At 36.0% G+C, this 21565-nt stretch carries 19 protein-coding genes and 1 tRNA gene; 4 read left to right on the top strand and 16 right to left on the bottom strand.

What is annotated here, in order from left to right; all coding sequences use genetic code 11:
* Positions 1-62: 62 nt before the first annotated feature.
* From gap to rpoN, 3 genes are all read right to left on the bottom strand, one after another.
* The gene (gap, locus tag QM017_RS03140) at positions 63-1076 is read right to left on the bottom strand and encodes a type I glyceraldehyde-3-phosphate dehydrogenase (RefSeq protein ID WP_178197672.1); all 1014 of its coding nucleotides are present in this window, start codon (positions 1074-1076) and stop codon (positions 63-65) included.
* Positions 1077-1137: 61 nt separating this feature from the next.
* Positions 1138-2166 carry a sugar-binding domain-containing protein gene (locus tag QM017_RS03135; protein WP_282708836.1) on the bottom strand — a complete coding sequence of 343 codons (1029 nt, stop codon included), beginning with the start codon at positions 2164-2166 and terminating at the stop codon, positions 1138-1140.
* A gap of 361 nt (positions 2167-2527) precedes the next feature.
* Positions 2528-3844 carry an RNA polymerase factor sigma-54 gene (rpoN, locus tag QM017_RS03130; RefSeq protein WP_282708834.1) on the bottom strand — a complete coding sequence of 439 codons (1317 nt, stop codon included), beginning with the start codon at positions 3842-3844 and terminating at the stop codon, positions 2528-2530.
* A 71-nt stretch (positions 3845-3915) separates the two neighbouring features.
* Between rpoN and QM017_RS03125 the strand changes: the two genes are divergently transcribed.
* Positions 3916-3987: transfer RNA gene (locus QM017_RS03125), tRNA-Arg, on the top strand.
* A gap of 164 nt (positions 3988-4151) precedes the next feature.
* Here the strand turns inward: QM017_RS03125 and QM017_RS03120 are convergent.
* Positions 4152-4859: a phosphoglycerate mutase family protein gene (locus tag QM017_RS03120; protein WP_282708833.1), complete on the bottom strand. Its 708-nt coding sequence runs from the start codon at positions 4857-4859 to the stop codon at positions 4152-4154.
* 141 nt (positions 4860-5000) lie between these two features.
* Between QM017_RS03120 and clpP the strand changes: the two genes are divergently transcribed.
* The 3 genes from clpP (at position 5001) to QM017_RS03105 (ending at position 7348) form a co-directional block, all read left to right on the top strand.
* Positions 5001-5594: an ATP-dependent Clp endopeptidase proteolytic subunit ClpP gene (clpP, locus tag QM017_RS03115; RefSeq protein ID WP_178197676.1), complete on the top strand. Its 594-nt coding sequence runs from the start codon at positions 5001-5003 to the stop codon at positions 5592-5594.
* A gap of 100 nt (positions 5595-5694) precedes the next feature.
* On the top strand, positions 5695-6423 hold the full coding sequence (locus QM017_RS03110; RefSeq protein ID WP_178197678.1) for a helix-turn-helix domain-containing protein: 729 nt from the start codon (positions 5695-5697) through the stop codon (positions 6421-6423).
* Positions 6407-7348, top strand: a complete 942-nt coding sequence (locus QM017_RS03105; protein WP_349238493.1) for an IS3 family transposase — start codon at positions 6407-6409, stop codon at positions 7346-7348. The genes QM017_RS03110 and QM017_RS03105 overlap by 17 nt, the downstream gene beginning before the upstream one ends.
* 76 nt (positions 7349-7424) lie before the next feature.
* Here the strand turns inward: QM017_RS03105 and whiA are convergent, their stop codons facing one another.
* The 12 genes from whiA to QM017_RS03045 all read right to left on the bottom strand — a co-directional run bounded on the left by whiA (position 7425) and on the right by QM017_RS03045 (position 21459).
* Entirely contained in the window at positions 7425-8351 is a 927-nt protein-coding gene (gene whiA / locus QM017_RS03100; protein ID WP_178197680.1) for a DNA-binding protein WhiA, read from the bottom strand.
* 11 nt (positions 8352-8362) lie between these two features.
* Entirely contained in the window at positions 8363-9379 is a 1017-nt protein-coding gene (locus tag QM017_RS03095) for a YvcK family protein (protein ID WP_282708831.1), read from the bottom strand.
* Positions 9376-10260, bottom strand: coding sequence for an RNase adapter RapZ (gene rapZ, locus QM017_RS03090; protein WP_178197684.1), 885 nt, complete (start codon positions 10258-10260; stop codon positions 9376-9378). The genes QM017_RS03095 and rapZ overlap by 4 nt, the downstream gene beginning before the upstream one ends.
* A gap of 144 nt (positions 10261-10404) precedes the next feature.
* Positions 10405-10878 (bottom strand): S-ribosylhomocysteine lyase, encoded by a 474-nt coding sequence (locus tag QM017_RS03085; protein WP_178197686.1) that lies wholly within the window; start codon positions 10876-10878, stop codon positions 10405-10407.
* 17 nt (positions 10879-10895) lie between these two features.
* Positions 10896-13730, bottom strand: a complete 2835-nt coding sequence (gene uvrA / locus QM017_RS03080; RefSeq protein ID WP_282708829.1) for an excinuclease ABC subunit UvrA — start codon at positions 13728-13730, stop codon at positions 10896-10898.
* A gap of 81 nt (positions 13731-13811) precedes the next feature.
* Positions 13812-15806, bottom strand: a complete 1995-nt coding sequence (uvrB, locus tag QM017_RS03075) for an excinuclease ABC subunit UvrB (RefSeq protein ID WP_282708828.1) — start codon at positions 15804-15806, stop codon at positions 13812-13814.
* Between the two features lie 160 nt (positions 15807-15966).
* Entirely contained in the window at positions 15967-17691 is a 1725-nt protein-coding gene (locus QM017_RS03070; protein ID WP_282708827.1) for a phospho-sugar mutase, read from the bottom strand.
* Between the two features lie 155 nt (positions 17692-17846).
* Positions 17847-18785 carry a thioredoxin-disulfide reductase gene (trxB, locus tag QM017_RS03065; RefSeq protein ID WP_282708825.1) on the bottom strand — a complete coding sequence of 313 codons (939 nt, stop codon included), beginning with the start codon at positions 18783-18785 and terminating at the stop codon, positions 17847-17849.
* Positions 18786-18901: 116 nt separating this feature from the next.
* Complete coding sequence (gene lgt, locus QM017_RS03060; RefSeq protein WP_282708824.1) at positions 18902-19729, bottom strand: prolipoprotein diacylglyceryl transferase; 828 nt, start codon at positions 19727-19729, stop codon at positions 18902-18904.
* Positions 19730-19744: 15 nt separating this feature from the next.
* Complete coding sequence (gene hprK, locus QM017_RS03055) at positions 19745-20689, bottom strand: HPr(Ser) kinase/phosphatase (RefSeq protein WP_282708823.1); 945 nt, start codon at positions 20687-20689, stop codon at positions 19745-19747.
* A 78-nt stretch (positions 20690-20767) separates the two neighbouring features.
* Positions 20768-21109: a phage holin family protein gene (locus QM017_RS03050; protein ID WP_178197713.1), complete on the bottom strand. Its 342-nt coding sequence runs from the start codon at positions 21107-21109 to the stop codon at positions 20768-20770.
* Between the two features lie 20 nt (positions 21110-21129).
* A complete protein-coding gene (locus tag QM017_RS03045) occupies positions 21130-21459 on the bottom strand; it encodes a PspC domain-containing protein (protein ID WP_178197715.1) in 330 nt (109 codons plus the stop codon).
* Positions 21460-21565 lie beyond the last annotated feature (106 nt).

The following is a 21565-nucleotide window of genomic DNA, read 5'->3' as shown; positions in this document are numbered from 1 at the left end:
TTTTGCCTCCCCCCGCCTTAATAACCTGCTAAGCAGTCGGGATATTTAGCAAAAGCTAAATATTAAAGCATGCTAGCAAATTTTTCTAATGTACGGATCATTTGAGCTGTAAAGCCAGCTTCGTTATCGTACCATGCAACAGTCTTAACAACTTGGCCTTCACCTTTACCAACAACTTGTGTTTGAGTTGGGTCAAAGATTGAACCAAATGTTGTACCGATGATATCAGCAGAAACAATACCATCTGCATTGTAACCAAATGATGGGTTGTTTTCTGTAACTTTCTTAACTGCTTCGTTAACTTCTTCAGCTGTAACTTCTTTGTCTAATGTTGCAACTAATTCTGTTAAAGAACCTGTGATAACAGGAACACGTTGAGCATGACCATCTAATTTACCGTTCAATTCAGGAACAACTAAACCGATAGCTTTAGCAGCACCTGTTGAATGAGGAATTGTGTTTTGAGCAGCTGCACGAGCGTTACGTACGTTGCCACCACGATCTGGACCATCTTGTAATTTTTGTGTAGCTGTGTAAGCATGGATTGTTGTCATTGTACCAGCTTTAATACCGAATGCATCGTTAACAGCTTTTGCAAGTGGTGCCAAGCAGTTTGTTGTACATGAAGCTGCAGAAACAATCTTGTCTTCTGGTGTAATTTCGTTATCGTTAACACCGTAAACGATTGTCTTGATCTTGCCAGCTGGAGCAGAGATTAAAACTTTCTTTGCGCCTGCTTCGATATGTGCAGATGCTTTTTCTTCGGATGTGTAGAAACCTGTTGATTCAAGAACTAAATCAACACCGTCGTTTTTAACCCAAGGAATGTTGCGTGCGTCTGCTTCTGCGTAAACAGGAATTGTCTTGCCGTTAACAACAAGAGCATTTTCTGTAGCAGAAATTTCAGCGTCAAATTGACCATGAGCTGTATCATATTTTAATAAGTGTGCCAACATTGCTGGAGATGTTAAGTCGTTAATAGCAACAACTTCCAAATCCTTAGATGTTTGAGCAATACGACGGAATGCTAAACGACCGATACGGCCAAAACCATTAATACCTACTTTAGTAGTCATACTAAAATTTCCTCCTTTAGGAAATAAAAATTTATTTTAAAAAGTAATGTCTGACTAAACACTACCCTTTTAAAATCATCTTAGCAGCACCTTGATCTGTAATCAAACAGGTCTGTTTGGGTGCGTGTTTCATGTATGCAACAATTGCCTTAGCTTTTGATGAACCTCCGGCAACTGCTAATACACAGTCCATTGAAGCGAGATCTTCAAGTTGTAATCCTATCCGTGGAATCTTATAGACGACATTTCCTTGTTCATCAAAGAAATAACCAAACGCCTCAGCTACCGCGTGCTTTTGTTGTAACATTTCAATCACTTCAGGTTTCATAGCACGTCTTTTAGCCATTCTAATTGCCTCACCAACACTGTGTAAGGCCACATTACTTTGAGCAATCAAAGTAACGACTTCTTGAACGACCGGCTCTTGTAGCAACGGATAATACGTATCTTCGCTTACTTGCTCTGGCACATATAAGGTACGATGTTTCCCACCGGTTCTTAATGCCATCTGAGCACAAACATTATTGGCTTGAATATCAATACGTTCACTAATTCCACCCCTAGCAGGGACAAATAATAATTCACGCTCGTGTGCGATATCAGGTGTCAAACAATTGGCAACACGTGCCATCGTCGTTCCGCCCATCGCAGCAATGATATTTTTGCCTTTGGGTAATAACATCTTTAACGTATCATCAAGTAATTTTCCCATAGCATCGATGACCTTAACTGAACTATCACTATCACCAGGAACAATCAAGCAACGCTTAATGCCTAACTGGCTAGCAAGTCTACGTTCAAGCTGTTGAATCCCCAACAACTCATCCATAAAGGTAGACAAACCTTGAATTGTTTCTTGGCCCTTATAAGTCAAACTCATTCCTGACTTATTTACACTGATTAGCCCTTGTTTCTTTAAAAAATCAGTCTCTGTGCGCAAAACCCGCTCGCTTAATTTCAGCTTCGTTGCAAGTGAACGACGTCCAACAGGTTGCGACCAAGCGATATTTTTTAAAATCATTAAACGATGACTCATGGTATCTAATAAATCAGGAGCCACAGCTTCGATCCATTCAATTTCTTGATGCATCCGACTGTCACCTTTCTTGCGGGACACGTCAAGTCCAACAGTGTCAATTAGCGACCCAGCTTAGTTAAAGAAAAAAGTATAACAACAACTTCAATTAAAAACTGTTCTCATACCTCATTTACAAAGAAAATTATAGCAACAATACCGCGACATTGCAAGTATATCTGACCTAAACTTTTAAAATCCATTCTGAATATTTTGTATTAATTTCGATAATTAACAAAATTTCCCGAATAATATTTTACTCAACTATAACCAAAGCCATCAAACACTTAGCAATTTGCAGTTGATACAATAAAGAAAGCGTTTAATTATAGAACGATACACATTTCAAAAAACGTCCTATCTAATTTGTTAAATCTTATTCGAATCTCTTTCGTTTGCTAGAAGATGGTATTCCTAATACGTCCCGATACTTTGCAACAGTCCTGCGGGACAAATTAAGTCCCTCTTGCGCTAAAAGTTCAACTATTTTTTGATCCGATAACGGCTTTTGTTTATTTTCATCAGCGATCAAGGCTAAAATCCTAGTCTGAATCGCACTTGCTGTCACATCTTCACCTATACCATGATGATTTACAGCTTGACTAAAAAAGTGTTTCAACTCAAACGTTCCAAATGAAGTCTTAAGATATTTACCATTAACCGCACGACTAATCGTTGATTCATGTAATTGCAAAGATTGAGCAACATCTCGTAATAAAAAAGGTTTTAATGGATGCTTGGAATTTATGAAAAATTCGCTTTGATGTATAATGATTTGCTCTGTAACTCGTTTTAATGTCGAAGAACGTTGCAATAAATCTTTGGAAAGTTGTTGATATTCTTTTTTCTTTTCTTTTAAATACTGCATTACTTGTTCATCAAATACTCCAGTCAAACTGTCGTAATACTCTTGACGAAAACTTATTTCTGGTTGCGCTTCTTTTGTTAACTCAAAATGTATATTGTTTTTTTGATCAACGTTTATTATTATGTCTGGATAAATATAGCCAATTTCATCTTGATTATATGCTGCACCTGGAACTGGACTTAAAGTCCTCACATAATCAAAGATTTTTTGAACTTCTGGTAAAGCTATTTGATATTTTTTAGCAATTTTACTCCAGTTTTTTTCTATGAAATCATCAAAATCATCACGCAATATTTCATAAGTATAATCAGGCGCATTATAATCTAAATCAGCTTGCAGCATCAAGCATTCTTGCAGATTTCTAGCACCTACTCCTGGAGGATCTAATTGCTGCAATAAGGTCAAAGCATCCAATAACATCGTTTCTGAAACTTCATATCTTTCTTTTATCTGCTCCAAATTTGCTTTTAAATACCCATTAGAATCCAACCGTGCTATCAAAAACAATAACCAACTTCTCAACGGTGTTGCGCGCATCGTTAAATGAACTTGTTCTAATAAATATTCAAATAACGAGGGTTGCTTGCCCTTAGTAGCGTATTGTGTCCAGTCATCTTTTTGCTCTTGAACCGTAAATTCCGTGGTAATTTTTTGTTTTTTTACAATGATGAAGGGATTTTCTAATTCCTTTTGAATCAAAAATTTTTGCAAATCTTCAGCATTGTACTTTAACATTTGAATAGATTGACGCATCTGTTGTGTCAACGCTAATTTTTGTAATTGTTTTTGCTGTTGCTGTTGTTCAAATCCTTGGTTTAGTCCCATCATCTCACCTCACTTTTTTACTTTCAACTACTTGTTTTTATCTATAAAATATTGTATCATGTTAGACATACGCGCCGATAGTGTAATGGATCGCACGCAAGATTCCGGTTCTTGAAATCAGGGTTCGACTCCCTGTTGGCGCATTCAAATTTATCGTAAGCTATAGATATTTCAAAATCAAGGTTTCTGGCTTAAAAAAATCATTAGAAACTACTAAAAAAATCAACATAATAAATATAACTTGTAAAGAATGGCCCATTGCTATTCTTTTTTTGTATATAAAAAAGCAAGTCAATCCCGCTTTGATCTATATACTTAACTGATTATACTTAGTAACTATGATTGTTTCGGGGGTGACTTGCAATTGTGTTATCGCTCCATTTGAAGGATAGTTTTGTGCTGGTTTATATTCTGGTGCATATTTTTGTACCAAACTGGCAATTGAATTTGAATGAGCGACGACTAAAATATTTTGGCCTTCATAATGATTTTGGCGAATTAAATCCCAGCCAGCGTCTATTCGTTGCCAATAATTTTGACAATCTTCACAGACTTTAAATGGATCTGCTTGAAACATCAAATCCTTTATTTCATCCAAAGAATATGTAGCACTAAGCTCTTTAAACGTCGTTAATCCTTTCGCATAGCCAACCATTCGCCAAGTTTGAACAACATCATATCCTTCAAAAAAGCCATAATTTTGTTCCCTAAAATAACTGCTAGCTTGGGGAACTTTGACACCAGACGCTTGATTAAAGTCTAAAATACTTTGACAAGTTTGATATGCACGCATCGTATCCGAACTATACGCACCATCGAAATGAATATCTTCTAAAACTTTACCAGCCTTTTTGGCGTCTTCTTTTCCCTTAGTTGTCAAAGGTGAATCGGCCCAGCCTTGCATTCTGTTAAAAACATTAAACATTGTTTGTCCATGTCTAACTAAATAAACATTGATAGTCATTATTTTTTCTCCAATCCATTTAAGTAAGCGTTTAAAATCTTTCTTCTTCATTTTACATCATCACTTGATATTTAGATAGTTAATTTTATTTGAGCTTGTAAATCGTTTGACCTTTTTTGACCTATGAGTTAAACTAACAATACAGTGAATATTCAAATATTCCCGATTATATTTATTGGAGGTAACTTTATTATGAATTTAGTCCCAACAGTTATCGAACAATCATCACAAGGTGAACGTGCTTATGATATTTACTCACGTTTATTAAAAGATCGTATCATTATGGTATCTGGTGAAATCAACGATGACATGGCAAATGCTATTATCGCTCAATTGCTCTTTTTAGATGCACAAGATTCTGAAAAAGATATCTACATGTACATCAACTCTCCAGGCGGTTCAGTTTCTGCAGGTTTAGCAATTCTAGATACAATGAACTTTGTTAATGCAGATGTTCAAACAATCGTTATGGGTATGGCAGCATCAATGGCTTCTGTTCTTTCAACAGCTGGTGCTAAAGGTAAACGTTTTGCTTTACCACACTCTGAAATCATGATTCACCAACCTCTTGGTGGTGTTCAAGGTCAATCGACTGAAATTCAAATTGCGGCAGAACATATCTTAAAAACACGCAAGTTAATCAATCAAATCTTATCCGATTGCTCTGGTCAATCAATCGAAACAATCGATAAAGATACCGAACGCGATAACTTCATGACAGCAGATGAAGCTGTTGCCTATGGTTTGATTGATAGTATCATGACTAATAAGAAAAAAATTAAATAATAAAAAAGTTCCTTCCTACACATCTTATGAGTTGATATGATCCCACTAAAGTAGACACACGAAATAAACAAACGTGTATCTATGGAGGTGGGATTTTTCTATGGGAAGAAAGCCAAAGTTATCAACAAAAGAAAAAGTATATATTTGTGAACAATATTTAAACAGAGAGAAAAGTGTAAGAGAGCTTGTCAATGATTTTAATATCGATAGGAAGACAATAAGTACATGGATAAAGATGTATCAGTCATTTGATCCTACATGTTTCAACCATAAAACACATAATGCAAAATATACTAAAAAATTCAAACAACAGGTAGTTCAAGCATATTTTGTAGGAGAATGTTCTTTCGTAGATATTGCCATCAAATATAAAATTCTTTCATACAGTACTGTCAGAAGCTGGATTAAGAAGTATAATAACTTTGAAGAACTTAAGGATTACGATTCTAAGCTGAAGGTTTATATGAAAGATCGCAGCAGAAAGACAGCAAAAGAAGAACGCATTAAAATCGTAAATTACTGTTTGGAACACAACAAGAATTATAAGGAGACAGCTGAACTATTTGATGTTTCATATACGCAGATATATCAATGGGTTAGAAAATATCTATCAGCTGGAGAGAAAGGTCTTATTGATCGTCGCGGACAGCACAAGACTGAAAAACAGCTAAGTGAAACAGAGAAACTGCAACGTAAGGTAAAACTTCTTGAGCGTCAGCTTAAGGAAATGGAAAATGAGCTCTTAAAAAAATTCAGGAAATCGAAAGAAGGCGGTATTCTCCAAAACGAAAAACGAAGCAAAATACTTAGCTATCAAAGAACTTCATGAAGCAAAGAAATATAGTATCAACTGGATGTGCAAACAATTAGGTGTTAAACGTTCTGCCTATTATAAATGGCTGAATCGCTCTATTACAGCCAATGAACAAGAAGATATGAAACTAGCAGGAATCATCATGGAATATCATCAGAAATACGGTGGGATTTTAGGTTATCGCAAAATGTGTATCTTCATCAATCGTAAATATAATAAGCACTATAATACGAAACGTATTCGTAGAATAATGGGGATTCTTGGGATTCATTCTGCAATCAGAGAAAAAAGAACCTGCTGTACGGTTTCAAACAAGCTGAATCAAAAAGCTGAAAATATACTTCACCGAGAATTTGAAGCATCTGGACCAAATGAAAAATGGACAACCGATGTAACGGAGTTAAAAGTCCCACATTCGCAAGAAAAACTATATCTTAGTGCATTTTTCGATCTGTATGATCGTTCTATTATCGCATGGTCTATTAGTAATCGAAATGATAATACACTTGTGTTAGACATCTTCAATCAAGTAATTAAGCTAAATCCAGATACTCACCCACTGTTTCATTCAGACCGAGGCTTTCAATACACAAGCTCGGAATTCCGGCGCAAACTGAAGGAACAAGGCATGACGCAGTCCATGTCTAGAGTAACGTGTTGTTTGGATAATGGTCCAACAGAAGGTCTGTGGGGAATCATCAAAACAGAAATGTATAAGATGTATGATATCCGTAATAAAGAGAGTTTGGTGAAAGCAATTAGCAAATACATTGATTTCTATAATCATCAACGTTATCAAACGAGATTCGATTCAAAAATACCAATGGAAGTAAGAATAGAAGCTATCAATAACGAAAAACCAAAACATTATCCAATCGCATTTAACCCAAGAATCGCAAAATATAAGGAGTCACTCAAAAACAAAACCCAATCAGCATGATGCCAATTGGGTAATAAATTTTACTTATTTAGTGTGTCCACTTGACAGGGAACAGATCAAGTAGGGAGAAACTTTTTTATTGTCTTAATTGTTCGGCAAATTCATTTAGTTTACGTAACCGATGATTTATCCCTGACTTTGAAATTGGACCGTCAGCTACAACTTCACCTAATTCTTTCAAACTTATCTCTGGATGAGCTAGCCGTGCACGGGCTACATCTTGAAGTTTTTGTGGCAATGAACTCAATCCAACCGTTTGCTCAATAAATTGAATATTTTCAATTTGTTTATTAGCTGCATCTGCCACCTTATTCATATTGGCTGTTTCACAGTTAACAATTCGATTAACCGAGTTACGCATGTCACGCACAATCCGAATATCTTCAAAGCGTAACATCGAATTAGTAGCACCTATCAGCGATAAGAAATCTGCAATTTTTTCAGCTTCTTTTAAATACGTAATATATCCACTGCGGCGCTCCGTTTTTCTGGCATTTAAACCGTAACGATTCATCATTTCACAAATCGTATTATTATGATCTTCATATAACGAATAAATTTCTAAATGATACCGACTCGTTTCTGGATTATTGACAGATCCAGTCGCTAAAAATGCTCCACGCAAATAAGAACGCACTTTAGCATCATCATCTAAAAAAGCTAAAGGAACTGTTTCTTTAATTTGAAAACTATCCAAAATATCTAAATCCTTTAAAACATAATCACTACCACTCTTTAGGCGTACAATATAAAGATTATTCTTTTTAAGCTTCATCTTACGCCGTACTAAAAGTTCACTTTCAATATCATAAAATTGCTTGAGTAATGTATAGATTCGCCGCGCAGTTGCTGGATTTTCTGTTTGCACACTCAAAACAAACTGATGATTAACAATACTTAATGAACCATTCATCCGAATTAAAGCCATCAATTCTGCCTTAGCATTTCCAAAATGAACTTCAAGCATTGTTAGCTCTTTTTTTACCTCACTGGCATACGACAAAGCTTTCCCTCCTAATTGTTATATTCACATAGCCATGAATTTGGGCGTCCTAACAATCTCATCAATTCATCGACAACTTGATCACCATTATGAAAGACACCTTGATCATGCAATAATAAAAAATTATCCGAAATTACACGGCAGCCTTGATCACGCAATCCGGTAAAATCATGTTTTACCTGATACAAGTATTCATCATATTTTTGACGATCCATATAATCATCAGGTACTGGTTCTGTATTGACTAAAACAGTGTCGATAAAATTAACACCCATGTGCTCATTTAAAACACGTACATGCTCTGCATCGCTAAAACGCTCTGTTTCACCTTTTTGTGTCATAATATTGCAAATATAAACAATTTCTGCTTTAGTCTTTAAAACTGCTTGACCTACATTTTCAATCATTAAATTAGGCAAGATGCTTGTAAACAAACTCCCTGGTCCCAATACAATTTGGTCAGCTTGCATAATTGCGTCGATAACTTCTTGCATTGCAGCTGGTTTTTGCTGATCACTAGCTGTTACCCAAACTTTTTTAATTGTTTTTTGCGCCGCTGTAATCTCTGCTTCACCTGAAATTTGCGTTCCATCACTAAATAAGGCATTTAATACCAATGGAACATTAGCTACCGGATATACATGACCATCAACATGCATCAATTGTGCTAACTGTTGAACAGCATTAAAAATCCCACGCTCATTCATTTCTGACAAAGCTGCAATAATCAAATTTCCAATCGCATGTCCAGAAAAAAATTGATCGTTAGAATTAAAGCGATATTGGAAAATTTGCTTGTAAATCTCTGGCATATCCGACAAAGCTACTAAAACATTTCGAATATCACCAGGTGGAACAACGTTAATATAATCCCGAATGATTCCTGAAGAACCTCCATCATCTGCAACTGTTACAATAGCAGTTATATCAGCGTTACGTTTACGTAATCCCTTTAAAATAACAGATAAACCGGTTCCGCCACCAATCACAACAATTTTTGAGCGACTTCTCTTTGATTTCATCATCATGAGCGGTTCACCGTTTCCTTTCTTTTATTCATATCTCGATGTGAAATATGAACTGGGTAGTCTTTAGCTAATGCATCTCCAATACGTTTAGCTAAGGCCACAGAACGATGTTGCCCTCCAGTACATCCAATTGCAATCACTACATTTGATTTTCCTTCTTTAACATAGCCAGGCATTACAAATTGGAGAAGATGAATAAATTCTTGGAAAAATTGCTCGGTATCCTTGGAATTCATAACATAATCATAGACACCCTTGTCCAAACCTGTTTGCTCACGTAATTCCTTAACATAATATGGATTAGGCAAGAAACGCACATCCATTACGATATCTGCATCAATTGGAACACCATATTTAAATCCAAACGACATCGTTTCAACATGAAAAGGAGCTGTTTGTTTTTGTTCAAAACTATGGAAAATCTTTTCACGTAATTGACGTGGTGAAATCTTACTCGTATCGATCACAATCTGTGCTTGCGCCTTAATATCGGCTAATAATTCTCGCTCTTTATGGATTCCATCCAACAAACGTCCATCCATCGCTAATGGATGCGCACGTCTGGTTTCTTTATAGCGTGCCACTAGTTCTTCATCTGCTGCATCTAAAAATAAGATACGACTTGCAATAAAGTTAGCATCCTCCAATTCACGTAACATTTCGATAATTTCATCATAAAAAGCGCGCGAACGCAAATCAATAACCAACGCAACTTTATGAATCTTATCCGAATTTTGAACTAATTCCCAAAATTTAGGCAATAGCGTTGGTGGCATATTATCGACACAAAAATAACCTAAATCTTCAAAACTTTGCATTGCGACTGTTTTACCGGCACCACTCATACCAGTAACTATTACTAGTTCAAATGAATCTGACATAAAAAAACCCTCCCGCACAAATTCTCTCTTTTAAAGATTATATCACATTAATCAAGCTGCTTACGTGGTGGCAAAGATATTTTACTTAAAATTCCCCTTAACAAAAAGTCTCCTAAACTTTATTTTCGTTTAGGAGACAAAAAATTAATCTAATATCTTACGTTCAAATGGATCAATTGAGATACCTTGTGCTAAAATTTCACGACACCATTCTTGCGCACTAAACAATGAATGATCTCGATAATTGCCACAACTTTTAATATCTGTTCCTTGAACATCTTGCCAAGTTGCATTCAAAATTTCTTCTAACGATAGTTTTAATGCCTGTGTAACTTTAGCTGTATCAGGTGTTCCCCAAACAATCAAATGAAAACCAGTACGGCAACCAAACGGTGAGCAATCAATTACTCCATCCAAATGATCACGCAAATAACCAGCCAACATATGTTCAATCGTATGCAAACCTGCTGTAGGAATCGCGTTTTGATTTGGTTGAACAAAACGCAAATCAAAATTTGAAATTGCATCACCTTTTGGTCCATGCTCCACACTAATCAATCTAACATACGGTGCTTTTACCGCCGTATGATCTAACGTAAAACTTTCAACTTCTGCCATTTTTTATGCTCCTTTGATTATTGATAATGTCCATTATCTAACAATGGTTTAAGATACTTCCCTGTATAGCTTTGTTCACAAGCCACAATTTGTTCAGGACTTCCAGTCGCAATTACTTGTCCACCTTGATCGCCGCCTTCAGGTCCCATGTCGATAATATAATCTGCAGTCTTAATCACATCTAAATTATGTTCAATCACTAAAACCGTGTTCCCTTTATCAACTAAACGTTGTAAAACTGCCAATAGACGTTTGATATCTTGGGCATGTAAACCAGTTGTCGGTTCATCCAAAATATAAAAAGTCTTGCCATTTGATTTTTTGTGTAACTCAGAAGCTAACTTCATTCGTTGCGCTTCTCCACCTGAAAGTGTCGTTGCTGGTTGTCCTAAACTAACGTACCCCAAGCCAACATCTTTAATCGTTTGTAGCTTATTTTTAATCTTAGGTATAGCACTGAAAAACTCAAGCGCTTCGGAAACGGTCATCTCTAGGATTTGAGCAATATTTTTACCCTTATATTCGACTTCAAGTGTTTCGGAATTAAAGCGTGTCCCATGGCAAACTTCACAAGGAACATATACATCAGGTAAGAAATTCATTTCAATTTTCAAAATTCCATCACCTTTACATGCTTCGCAACGCCCACCTTTAACATTAAAACTAAAACGTCCTTTACCATAACCACGCATCTTAGCTTGATTTGTCTGGGCAAATAACGTCCGAATATCATCTAAAACTCCAGTATAAGTTGCTGGATTACTTCTAGGTGTTCGACCAATTGGGGCTTGATCAATATCGATAACTTTTTCTAAGGCCTCATACCCTAATAGCTGCCCAAATTTTTCTGGCTTTTCTGAATTATGCTGTAATTTTTGAGCTAAAGCACGCTTCAAAATCATGTTAACTAGCGTCGATTTGCCAGATCCAGACACACCGGTAACTGCAATAAATTCACCTAATGGGAAGCGAACATCGATATTTTTCAAATTGTTGGCAGTAGCCCCTGTAATTTCAACAAATTCTCCGTTGCCTGTTCTTCTTTCTTTAGGAATTGCAATATATTTTTTACCTGCTAAATATTGCCCAGTTAACGAATTTTTATTACGTTGAACTTGTTTAGGCGTTCCAGCAGCAATGATTTGTCCACCATTTTCACCAGCTCCAGGGCCAATATCAATCAAGTAATCAGCAGCTCGCATCGTGTCTTCGTCATGTTCGACCACAATCAACGTATTACCTAAATCCCGCATTTTCTTTAGTGAATCTAATAGGCGATCATTATCGCGTTGATGCAATCCTATCGATGGTTCATCTAATATATACATCACACCAGACAAATTAGAGCCAATCTGAGTAGCCAATCTAATACGCTGCGCTTCTCCTCCAGATAGTGTACGCGCAGCTCGACTCAAGGTTAAATAAGACAAACCAACATTAGTCAAAAAGCTCAAACGTGCACAGATTTCTTTTAGAATTGGACGTGCAATTTGTTCATTTTGTGGTGAAAACTCCAACTCTTCAAAGAATTTTAAAGCATCTTTAATGGCTAAATCAGAAGCTTGTCCAATATGCAAACCTCCTACTTTTACGGCCAATGCTTGTTCATTTAATCGGTAACCATGACATGTTTGACAAGTCAGACTTGTCATATATTTACGCATCACATCACGTGTAAAATCACTCGTTGTTTCACGATAGCGGCGCTCAATATTATTGATGACACCTTCAAATTCCATGTCTAAATCACGTAAACCACCAAAATCACTTTCAAATCTAAAATGAAACTTTTTATTTCCTGCTCCATATAATAAGATATCTTGTTGTTTAGCACTGAGTTTTTCAAAAGGCGTATCCATATCTATTCCAAATTCAGCACACGCTTGAGCCAGTAATGTGGGATAGTACTTAGAGCTAATCGGATTCCATGGCTCTAAAGCACCCTCGTTTAATGTTTTTTTACGATCAGGAATAACCAAATCAACATCAACTTCTAGTTTCATTCCCAAACCATCACATTCCTCACATGCTCCAAATGGTGCATTGAAAGAAAAAAGACGCGGTTCTAATTCTCCAATGGTAAAGCCACAATATGGGCAAGCAAAGTTTTCAGAAAATTGCAACATTTCTTGCCCAATAACATCGACATAAGCATAGCCTCCAGCCAAACGCAAAGCTGCTTCAAATGAGTCAAACAAGCGTGAGCGAATGCCTTCTTTAACTACAATTCTATCAACAACCACATAAATATCATGTTTTTGATTTTTTTCCAGTTCGATTTCTTCTTCGACTTCTCTCATCTGACCATCGACAAGTACTCGCACAAAACCTTCTTGCCTAATCCTAGCTAATTCTTTTTTATGTTGTCCCTTTTTTTGTCTAACAACAGGTGCTAAGATTTGCAACTTGGTGCGTTCAGGTAATTCCAAAACTTTTGTCACCATCTGTTCAGGAGATTGACTCGTAATTTCATGACCATCCCTTGGACAAAATGGCTTCCCAACTCGTGCCCATAATAACCGCAAATAATCATTGATTTCCGTAACAGTTCCAACTGTCGAACGGGGATTTTTTGAAGTCGTCTTTTGGTCAATAGAAATTGCTGGTGATAAACCATCAATAGCATCAACATCAGGCTTATCCATTTGTCCTAAAAATTGGCGTGCATAAGCCGATAAACTTTCAACATAACGCCTTTGTCCTTCAGCATAAAGTGTATCAAAGGCCAGTGAGCTTTTTCCCGAGCCCGAAAGTCCAGTGATAACAACAAGTTTTTCTTTAGGAATTTCAACATCGATATTTTTCAAGTTATGTTCTCTTGCACCACGAATAACAATCTTATTTTGTCTCACTTTTATATCTGCTATACATTATGCAGTTATTTTCCACAATTAAATATAGCTTTTCCTTTCATAAAAATTACTAAATTGTCTTTATTCAATCATCGCTTTTAATTCAAAGACCGTATCACGCAAAGTAGCCGCTGTTTCAAAATCTAACTGCTTGGCTGCTTGTTTCATCTGTGCTTCTAAACGTGCTAATAATTCTTTTTGTTCACTTCGTTTTAATTTACTAAAATCAACTTGTGTTGCTGTATCACTTGCATTTTGCTCACTTGTTAATGAAATATTTGCACGTATATCTTTTTTGACTGTCTTAGGCACAATTCCATGTTCTTTGTTATAAGCTTCTTGAATTTGGCGACGACGTTTGGTTTCATCAATAGCCGCTTTCATCGAAGCTGTCTGTGTATCAGCATACATGATAACATGGCCATTTTCATTTCGCGCTGCCCGTCCAATCGTTTGAATAAGAGAACGTTCATTACGCAAGAATCCTTCTTTATCAGCATCAAGAATTGCCACTAAAGAAACTTCAGGCACATCAATACCTTCACGCAACAGATTGATTCCAACTAAAACATCAAAATTTCCTAGACGTAGCTCACGAATGATTTGTGTACGTTCCAATGTTTTAATATCTGAATGTAAATACTTCACCTTGATACGTAACTCTTTAAAGTAATCGGTCAAATCTTCAGCCATCTTCTTAGTTAAAGTTGTGATAAAGACGCGTTCATCTCTTGCGACACGTTGATTAATCTCTGCTACCAAATCATCCATTTGTCCAGCAGTTGGGCGTACATCAATCTTTGGATCTAGCAATCCTGTTGGCCGAATAATTTGTTGAATAACGTCATTAGTTTGTTCTTGCTCATAAGGGCCTGGGGTTGCAGACATATAGATAATCTGATGTACATGGTCTTCAAATTCCGCTAAGGTCAAAGGTCGGTTATCTAGTGCACTTGGTAACCTAAAACCATAATCAACAAGCATCTGTTTACGTGATCTGTCGCCATTATACATTCCACGTACTTGTGGCATCGTAACGTGTGATTCATCAACTACAATCAAGAAATCTTCAGGAAAGAAATCTAATAGGGTATATGGAGCTTGACCTTGCATTCTTCCATCCATATGTCGTGAATAATTTTCAATTCCCGAACAATATCCCATCTCTTTTAACATTTCAATATCATAAGTTGTTCTTTGTTCAAGACGTTGAGCCTCTAGTAACTTACCTTGTGCTGTCAGTTCTGCGCAGCGTTGTTTTAATTCTTCTTCGATTTTTGTTATCGCTTGTCCGAGTCGTTCCTCATTTGTCATGAAATGTGTAGCCGGAAAAATCGCAACATGTGCACGTTCAGCCAAAATTTCTCCTGTTAATGGATCAACTTCACGAATTCGTTCAATTTCATCACCAAAAAACTCAATACGTAAGGCTTTTTCATCGTGGGCTGCAGGAAAGAGTTCTACCACATCGCCTCTTACTCTAAAGCGCCCCCGTTGAAAGTCAATATCGTTACGTTCATATTGAATCTCGATTAATTGTTTTAATAACTCATCTCGCTCTATTTCTTGGCCTGAGCGCAAAGAAATCGTGTGTTCTCGATACTCATTTGGATCACCCAAACCAAAAATAGACGAAACAGAAGCAACCACGATAACATCATTGCGTTCTAATAATGAACTAGTTGCCGAATGACGCAATTTATCAATTTCATCGTTGATACTAGAATCTTTTTCAATATAAGTATCACTCGATGGTACATAGGCTTCTGGTTGATAATAATCATAATAAGACACAAAATATTCTACGGCATTTTCGGGAAAAAATTCTTTAAACTCACTATACAATTGTCCAGCCAAAGTTTTATTATGCGCCAAAACCAAAGTTGGTTTATTAACCTTTTGAATCACATTTGAAATGGTAAATGTCTTTCCTGTTCCCGTAGCACCTAATAAAATCTGCGCTTTTTTCCCTTCTAAGACATTTTCACTCAATTTTTGAATTGCTTGGGGTTGGTCACCTGTTGGTTGATAAGCACACTTTAATTTGAACTTTCGATCAGCTTGACGTTCAATCACTTTTTTCACCTCATCTGCATTATTTTGTTCATCTCATTTTATCATATCGAACATGTTTTCGCATCTTAAAAACTTAATAAAAAATGCCTTCTTCACTAGACTTATCCAGTAAAGAAGGCAAACTAGCTTTAATTTTTATTGTTGACTCTTTTATTTAGAACTATTTAATAAAAGCTTGAATTGCAGCTTCAAAAGCATGACATTTTTCAGTTGCTTGTTCATCAGAAGTTGCTACAGTCCCAATATAAAACTTGATTTTAGGTTCTGTCCCAGATGGACGCACAGCAATCCATGTTCCATCAGCCAAATAATACTTCAAAACATTTGACTTAGGTAAGCTCATAGTCATAATTGTGCCATCAGCTAAATGTTTTTGTGAACTAGCAAAGTCTTCCATAACTTCAACTTTGTAGCCTGCAAAATCAGTTGGTGCACTTGTTCTAAATTTACTCATTAAATCTTGAATTTGTTTTGCACCTTGAATGCCATCAAATGTTAAAGAAATCGTCTTTTCTGCAAAGTAACCATATTCTTCAAATAATTCTTGTAAACCATCATACAAGTTTTTACCTTGTTTTTTGTAATAAGCCGCTACTTCAGCTAACATTACCAAGGCTTGAATAGCATCTTTATCACGTACAAATGAACGTACTAGATAGCCATAACTTTCTTCAAAGCCAAACATAAAGGTATGTTCAGCGGTAGCTTCAAAATGTTTGATTTGTTCTGCAATAAACTTAAATCCTGTCAAAACATTAATCATTTCCACATCGAAACTTTCAGCAATCTTAGCCGCAAATTCACTAGAAACAATGGATTTAACAGCTGCTGCATTTTTAGGTAGTGTACCAGCTTGCTTATGAGCTGTCAAAATATAATGCAACATAATAGCTGCAATTTGATTACCAGTTAACAATTGATATTCACCATTAGGTTGACGAACAGCTGCACCTAAACGATCAGCATCTGGGTCAGAAGCAATCAATAAGTCAGCCCCTTCTTTTTTACCCAAAGCAATTGCTAAGTCAAAAGCAGCTCCATCTTCTGGATTTGGCTTTTCAACCGTTGGAAAATCACCGTCTGGTAAAGCTTGTTCTTTTACCATCGTAAAGTTTTCAAAACCAGCTTGTCGTAAAGCTTTTTCTCCTAGCATTGCGCCGGTTCCATGCAATGGACTGTAAACTAATTTTAATGTTTTGCCTTCTTCTTGCACTAATTCGCGGTTAATCGTTACTTGCTTTAAATGTTCCAAATAAACTTGATCAACTTCACTACCGATAATCTTTAATAGTCCTGCTTCAATTAAGGCTTCCTTTTGTCCTACTTCGACACCAAACAAATCATCAACTTGACGAATATATTGTGTAATTAAATCAGATTCTTTAGGTGGCATTTGAGCCCCATCTTCACCATAAATCTTGTAACCATTGTATTGTTTTGGATTATGGCTAGCTGTAATCATGATACCCGCATAAGCATTTAAATGACGTACAGTAAATGATAATTCAGGGGTTGGACGTAGGCTTTCAAAAACATAACTTGGAATTTGATGTGCGCCTAAAACTTTAGCTGCTTCAAATGCAAATTCTTGTGAAAAGTGCCGCGAGTCATAGCTAATTGCCACCCCGCGTTTTTTAGTTGCTTCATCTAAAGTATCCATGAAACGTGCTAAACCTTCAGTAGCTTGACGAACAGTATAAATATTCATCCGATTAATGCCGACACCTAAAACACCACGCATACCCGCAGTCCCAAACTCTAACGGTGCATAAAATGCATCCTCTAAAGCAGCATTATCATTTGCTAATTGGTTTAATTCTTGTTTTAAATCTTCTGTCAATTCAGGATAGTTTTGCCAAATGGCATAAGTTTCTTGCCAACTCATCTAATCACTCCTGTAAAATTATTTTTACGCTTACTAGTATACTATAAAATTCAAATAACTGGCAGTTTTTTCAACAAATAAAAGATATCCTACTAAGATTACCAAAATAAAAAGATATGAAATACCCATGATATCTCATATCTTTTTTAATTTGTTTAGCGTTGCTTATCTTTTAACATTTCTAAATAATTAAATGATTCTTGCCCTGCAATTCCACCATCACCAACTGCTGTCGTAATTTGACGAAGTTCTTTTTTACGAACATCTCCAATGGCAAAAATGCCAGGAATACTTGTTTGCATCTTTTCGTCTGTTAAAATCCAACCCTTTTCATCCATGATTGGGAGATTTTTAAATGGTGCACTCATTGGTTCAGAGCCAACATAAATAAAAATACCATCTGTTGCCAATTCAGAGTCTTCACCAGTCTTTTTATTGTGCAACTTAACTCCTGTTACTTTTTGACCATCGCCAACAATTTCAGTAACTTCACTATCCCAAATAAAATTCACCTTTTCATTAGCAAAAGCACGATCTTGCAAAATCTTTTGTGCACGTAATTTGTCACGACGATGAACTACATTTACTTTTGAAACAAGTTGCGCCAAATATGTTCCTTCTTCAATTGCAGAGTCACCACCGCCAACAACAACAACCGGTTTATCTTTAAAGAAAGCTCCATCACATACAGCACAATAAGATACCCCACGTCCACTGTATTCTTCTTCACCAACTACACCTAATTTACGGTATTGTGAACCTGTTGCGATGATTAAGACATCTGTTTGGAATTCATCACTGTCAGTTTTAATCAATTTGCTTTGATCATCTAAAACAGTCACACTTTCTACGTTTCCATAAGCATATTGCGCACCAAATTGCGTAGCACTATCATACATTTGTTGTGCTAAATCAGGCCCTAAAATCGAACGAAAACCTGGATAATTTTCAACTTCGGCTGTGTTGTTCATTTGGCCTCCATAAATTCCACGATCAAGCATTAAGACTGAAAGATTAGCTCTAGAAGCATACAAAGCAGCCGTCATTCCCCCAGGACCTGCGCCAATCACGATTACATCATATTTTTTTACCATTTTACTTTCCTTCTTTCTTAAGCTTTGTTCCTAAGTATAACTTACTTTAAGTAAGAAATCCACTTTTTTGTTTACCTTTCCAACAAAAAAAGCACCAAATTTTTGGTGCTTTCATTTTAATGGTTATCATTTCCGTCTAAATACCAAGGTTCTAGCGGTTCAAAGTAACGTCTAGCATACCAAAAAATAATTGCACCGATAAACAAAATTGCCGATAACCATTGAGAGACACGTAAAAAACCAAGCATCAAACTATCTGTACGCATTCCTTCGATAAAGAAACGTCCAAAGGAATACCAGATTACGTAACTAAAGAAAACTTCGCCTCTTTTGAACAAGTTTTTCTTTTGACGTAAAACAATCAACAAAATAAATCCTGCAATATCCCACAATGATTCATATAAAAATGTTGGTTGATAATAAACGCCTTTAATTTGCATTTGTTCGATAATAAAGTTTGGCAAGTGTAAATTTTCTAAAAACTTTCGTGTCGTACTTTCACCGTGGGCTTCTTGATTCATGAAATTTCCCCAACGACCAATTCCTTGAGCCAAAATAACAGTTGGTGCAATGACATCTAAAAACAACCATGGCGAAATCTTTTTACAACGACAATAAATAACTAAAACAATTAAAGCTCCTATTAATCCGCCATAAATTGCAATTCCTCCATCCCAAATGCGATAAATTTCACTTGGATGTTGTGCATAGTATGACCATTCAAAAATCACATAGTAAGCTCTTGCACTAATAAGGGCAAAGGGTAAGGCCAAAAGGAGATATTCATAAAAATAATCCTCGTCTAAATTTCTTCTTTTACCTTCTCTTACGGCTAAGACCACGGCAATCATCACTGCTAATGAGATGATAATACCATACCAATGAACTTGAATACCACCTAGATCAAAGGCAATTGGATTTAAAGCGCCTAAAAAACTTGTCACTCTCTTCACCTCAAATTATTTGCTTTCATTAACTGAGTTTTCTTTAATCAATTGATTTAAATTGTTTTCAAAAGTTTTAGTTGCATCATATCCCATTGTCTTTGCACGATAATTCATCGCAGCAGCTTCAATAATGATTGCCATGTTACGTCCAACTTTAACTGGTATCGTGATACGCGGTACTTCAACATCAAAAATTTGAACCTTTTGTTCACCACTACCTAGACGATCAAATTGCTTGTCTGGACTCCAGTTTTCTAGATGCACAATCAAAGAAATATCAGTATCCGAGCGGACTGCACCTGCGCCAAAAAGATTCATTACATCAATGATACCAACCCCACGAATTTCAAGTAAATGTTGTAAAATACGCGGTGCTTCTCCACGCAAAGTCTGTTCATCTTTTTGATAAACTTCAACGCGATCATCAGCAATCAAACGATGCCCACGTTTAATCAAATCCAAAGCAGTTTCTGATTTACCAACTCCGGAATCACCAGTAATCAAAACACCTAAACCATAAATATCAACCAAAACACCATGTAACGATTTTCTTTCGGCTAATTTTGCTTCTAAATAATCGGTCACTCGTGCTAATAATCTAGTAGTTGGCAATTTAGAACGCAAAATTGGAATATTATGTGCATTAGCAGCCTCTTCTAATTCTGTCGGTACCGATAAATAACGTGAAATTAAAAAGCATGGCGTCAAATCACTTTGACATAACTTAGCCATAATTTCTACTTTTTGTTTTTCATCCATCTTATGCGCATAAGAAATCTCTGTCATTCCAAATAGTTGCAAACGTTCTGCAGGATAATAATCAAAATATCCCGTCAATTCTAGACCTGGACGTGAGATATCACTTGTAGTAATAAATTTTTCATTTAAATACTTAGCACCTGAATAAACAATTAAATCGCATGAATCGACTAATTCTTGAACACTGACCTTGTTCACGCGTTTCACTCCTTTGTGGCTTTTAGCCCGATACTTCATCTTCTATTTTATCATGTTAAAGACTTTTAGCCTATCGCTTTATCGTGCAAAGTGATTTGTGATGATTAAATTGACCCCACTTAAAATCAAAGCAATTAAAAAAGCAGATCCAAAATTTGCAAAATAAAATCCACTTACAAAAATTGAAGTCAACATTAAGATAAACGCATTAATACACAAATAAAAAAAGCCCAGTGTCAAAATAGTAATTGGTAAAGATAAAACAACTAAAATAGGCTTAATCACCATATTTAAAATTCCTAAAATTACAGCTGCCATCAGTGCTACCCAGACATTAGCAACATGAAAATTAGCTGGAAACAAGCCAGCTGCTGCGATAAAAATAACCGCATTAAGCAACGCTCTTTGAATAAAATTCAATTCTTTTTCCTCACTTCTTTTTACTTATCTGAAATATCTTTTTCCTTGACATCCGTAATAACTTTACGCTTGTGATCGCTTGTGTGTTGTTTTTGAGTATACGATTTAGAATTGCCAAATAAACTAAAAAGATCATAATAAGAAGGACCTGGAGCCGGTGGCAAGGCAACCATCAAGACAACATACAAAACAATAGGGATTGTACTACTTAACCCAAAAAAAGAACAGATTAAGAAAAACACCAAATAAGCCACACGAACGGCCTTAGCCGAAACCCCTAGGTATTGTGCAATTCCACCACAAACTCCCGCAATCAAACGATTATTTGAACGTGTTAACTTTTTTTTCAATATTTTGCCTCCTAATTAATTACTACTCAAATTCTACAAATTATTCAGTCATCACGCAATCATTGATCCCATTTAGCTTAAAATTTTAAGAAAAAATTCAAAGTTT

Source organism: Ligilactobacillus sp. Marseille-Q7487, assembly GCF_949152225.1.
Lineage (GTDB): Bacteria > Bacillota > Bacilli > Lactobacillales > Lactobacillaceae > Ligilactobacillus.
This window is presented reverse-complemented; position numbering and strand designations above follow the sequence as displayed.

Coding starts and splice junctions, on each gene's coding strand:
- QM017_RS03110 (WP_178197678.1), top strand. CDS start 5,695: ATGGGAAGAAAGCCAAAGTTATCAACAAAAGAAAAAGTATATATTTGT.
- QM017_RS03085 (WP_178197686.1), bottom strand. CDS start 10,878: ATGGCAGAAGTTGAAAGTTTTACGTTAGATCATACGGCGGTAAAAGCA.
- rpoN (WP_282708834.1), bottom strand. CDS start 3,844: ATGGGACTAAACCAAGGATTTGAACAACAGCAACAGCAAAAACAATTA.
- QM017_RS03135 (WP_282708836.1), bottom strand. CDS start 2,166: ATGCATCAAGAAATTGAATGGATCGAAGCTGTGGCTCCTGATTTATTA.
- trxB (WP_282708825.1), bottom strand. CDS start 18,785: ATGGTAAAAAAATATGATGTAATCGTGATTGGCGCAGGTCCTGGGGGA.
- clpP (WP_178197676.1), top strand. CDS start 5,001: ATGAATTTAGTCCCAACAGTTATCGAACAATCATCACAAGGTGAACGT.
- rapZ (WP_178197684.1), bottom strand. CDS start 10,260: ATGTCAGATTCATTTGAACTAGTAATAGTTACTGGTATGAGTGGTGCC.
- QM017_RS03070 (WP_282708827.1), bottom strand. CDS start 17,691: ATGAGTTGGCAAGAAACTTATGCCATTTGGCAAAACTATCCTGAATTG.
- QM017_RS03095 (WP_282708831.1), bottom strand. CDS start 9,379: ATGATGATGAAATCAAAGAGAAGTCGCTCAAAAATTGTTGTGATTGGT.
- gap (WP_178197672.1), bottom strand. CDS start 1,076: ATGACTACTAAAGTAGGTATTAATGGTTTTGGCCGTATCGGTCGTTTA.
- QM017_RS03120 (WP_282708833.1), bottom strand. CDS start 4,859: ATGAAGAAGAAAGATTTTAAACGCTTACTTAAATGGATTGGAGAAAAA.